Here is a 2,546-nt window from a genome sequence, read left to right as displayed (position 1 = left end):
ATTAAGTTAGTCTTAAAAAATTTTTAAAAAGTAAAAAGTTGTCCAAAGTTTTGGAACACCTCATGGGTATTAATGCATCTTTATGTTTTTGGGGTCTTTGAAAAAAATGGAACAGTTCAAGGTATTGCTAATAGTGATACAACAGGCGAACTTATCGCTTTAGAATTTGTAGATAATGAATTTGCAGAACCTGCCTTTGAGCCTTTTGGTTTTTTCATTAGACAAGCACAACACAATCCTAAAGTATCAGAAGAAAAATTCCAACAAGCTGTTAAAGATGTTTATAAAAGTTCTGATCAGTCAGAACAAACAAAATATTATAATGAGAATTTTTTAAAACCAGCTACCCAAGATTATATACAAATAAAACAATCAAATAATTCTAATGGTGATAAAAAAACTGAAATTACTTTTTGGCAAAAAGTTTGGAAAACATTACCAACTTATAAAAAACCGTTTGTTTTTTCTTTTATGGTGGCTATTGATAGTGTTATTGTAGGATTTTTAATTACTTTGCTTTTTGTTAAAATTAAGATTTATGCAGAAAAACAAAATAAAAAAAATAATTCTTTATTAGCTTTTTATCTTTATAAAGGGCTATCTAAATTAATTGATGAGTTATTTATTTTTCTAAATGCTGTTCCTATTATGGTTCAAGCATTGTTATGTTGGAATTTATTATCCTTATTTGGTTATTTAAAAAATCCTCCTTATCCTTTTTTAGCTACTCCTTTTATTACTACTTTATTAGTTATTTCTCTAAATACTATTGCTAATTTAACTAATTTATTCATGCATAATATTAAAATGTTGGATAAAGGACAAATTGAGGCTGCTTATTCATTAGGAATGAATCAAAAACAAGTCTTTAAATATATTTTATTTGAACAAGGATTACAAAGAACTAAACCTTTTATTTGGCAACAATTTATTCTAAATATTAAAGACACTGCATTATTTTCTGTTGTTGGATTTATGGGCTTTATTTGGCAAGCAGATAGAAATAAAGTATTTGATTATGATCAAATTACTCCTTATTTTATTGTAAGTATCATTTATTTATTTTTAGTAAGAATGACAAATTATTTAGATAAAAAAACTAAAAAGAAAATGATATAATAAGAAAAAAGCATTTTTTAACATTTTAATAAATATTTATTTTACTTCTTTTATAAATTAAAATCAAAAAACCACCAAACAACCAAACCACACAACCAACAAAACAATTAACTTTTACTATTAAAAGAAAGTATTTAAAAATAAGGAGATATTAAAATTGAGAATTATACCTTATGAACTTTATCCTTATGCCTCTGATCTTGCTTTATGTGCTTTAAGAAAAGAATTTGGTATGTATGATCATTGTTTAAATACTTGCAAAAATAATAAAGCTATGCAACCGTTTTTAGATATGAAAAGAAATTATTTTTATTTATCATTTGATTTATGGGTATTAGAGATGCAACAAAGAAAGCGTTATATTAATAGTTTTCATTTGTTTTATGCCAATAAACACAAATATTGCCTTATTAACACTGATTTTATCTTGATATTGGAGTGTTGTATTCAATGGGAAATAAAAGGATTTATGCCTTACAACACTTCTTTATCTTGGTTTTTGGTGGCATTAAAATGTTTAGAACAACAACAACAAGAAGCCAAATCCCAAACCAACCCCCACCCCAACTTTGTACCAACTCCATCCACTAATTATTATCTAGATTTTTGTATCTATCAAAAGTTATTATTGTGGTACAAACAAACCTTTATGCAAGCCAACGAAAAAGGGAACCTCAAACCTAAACAACTCAATATGGAAGAAGTAAAAAGCTATTTCCAAACACAATTAAAACGAATATAGACTTTCAAATAGCAACAATCCATTGATGGATTGTTTTTTTATTTTTAAGGTTTTTTATTTGTTTAAAGAAACGCAACGCAACAGTTAGACAACAACAAAACGAACAAAACGCTTTTAGTGGTTCTCAAAGTTTTATTTAAAAATATACCATCTCCTTTTTGATCTTTTTTTAATAACAAATTTTTCATCGATATCCCAAAACATTTACAAAAAAATATAATTTTGCACAAAATTTAACAAAAGTATTTTTTTACTTGCCAAATCCTAAAATGTTTGTTATAATATTATAGTAATTATGTTGTGCGTTTTTGAAGCGCAATTTCGACAGACCAAATTTGCCGGAATTCAATCTTAAAACCATCCAAACATTTGCCATTTATTTTAGCAATTATTTTGCCAAATTTCAATTATTTTTTTAATTTTGAAAAAAAAGCAACAAAACATTTGCTATTTGTTTTTTTATGTGATATAATAAAAAAGGTATTGCGATTTTATTTGCTTTGAAAACATTTTTTGAAAGCAAAAACAACAACTTTTAATTATTTTTTAATTATTTGTAACTTGCTAAATTGCATATTTTGATTATTTATTCTTAATTTATTTTTTCACAAATTTTTACCAAAACTACCTTAATCTTTGAAAACTGAAGATGATAATTAACGAATATTTTTAATTATTTTTTAAC

At 25.1% G+C, this 2,546-nt stretch carries 2 protein-coding genes; both read left to right on the top strand.

Annotated elements, in window-relative coordinates; all coding sequences use genetic code 11:
• Positions 1 to 72: 72 nt before the first annotated feature.
• Positions 73 to 1,119 carry an ABC transporter permease subunit gene (locus tag AACP42_RS02990; RefSeq protein WP_339332581.1) on the top strand — a complete coding sequence of 349 codons (1,047 nt, stop codon included), beginning with the start codon at positions 73 to 75 and terminating at the stop codon, positions 1,117 to 1,119.
• 157 nt (positions 1,120 to 1,276) lie between these two features.
• Positions 1,277 to 1,861 carry a class I SAM-dependent DNA methyltransferase gene (locus tag AACP42_RS02985; RefSeq protein ID WP_212509196.1) on the top strand — a complete coding sequence of 195 codons (585 nt, stop codon included), beginning with the start codon at positions 1,277 to 1,279 and terminating at the stop codon, positions 1,859 to 1,861.
• Positions 1,862 to 2,546 lie beyond the last annotated feature (685 nt).

Source organism: Hydrangea phyllody phytoplasma, from assembly GCF_036985185.1.
GTDB classification, from domain to species: domain Bacteria; phylum Bacillota_I; class Bacilli_A; order Acholeplasmatales; family Acholeplasmataceae; genus Phytoplasma; species Phytoplasma asteris.
This window is presented reverse-complemented; position numbering and strand designations above follow the sequence as displayed.

Coding starts and splice junctions, on each gene's coding strand:
- AACP42_RS02990 (WP_339332581.1), top strand. CDS start 73: ATGCATCTTTATGTTTTTGGGGTCTTTGAAAAAAATGGAACAGTTCAA.